The organism is Pseudomonas sp. IT-P258, assembly GCF_949767825.1.
Taxonomy (GTDB): domain Bacteria; phylum Pseudomonadota; class Gammaproteobacteria; order Pseudomonadales; family Pseudomonadaceae; genus Aquipseudomonas; species Aquipseudomonas monachiensis.
In genome coordinates, this window is the sequence record NZ_CATKPU010000079.1 from 1 (window position 1) to 343 (window position 343).

A 343-nucleotide genomic window follows, 5' to 3' on the forward strand; every position below is an offset into this window, starting at 1 on the left:
AGGTTGGCGCGAGGTTTTCCTGTACATCGCCGTTGCTGGCGATGCTCACCGTGACCTTGTCGCCTTGGCCTGATGGCTCATCGGTGACCGTGGTTGCGACCTCGGTCTGACTCAGGGTCAGTTTTTCGAAATTGTCTGCGCCAGTAACGCTCTCGAGCTTGTTGACGATCGGCGCCTGGCCGCCGGTGAACACGTCGTCGGCAGCGGCGATGGTTGCCGTGCCAGTCGCGGTATTGGCCGGGACGGTGATTTTGGTGCCATCGGAGAGGGTGAATTCCAACGGGCCGTGGTTATTGACCGGCAGACCGGCCGCGTTGGTCAGGGTCACGGTGTAGGTGACCTG

1 protein-coding gene is annotated in these 343 nt (G+C 61.5%); it reads right to left on the reverse strand.

What is annotated here, in order from left to right; all coding sequences use genetic code 11:
• On the reverse strand, positions 1–343 hold a 343-nt coding region (locus ACM6G4_RS24325), incomplete at both ends, for an immunoglobulin-like domain-containing protein (protein WP_414914783.1).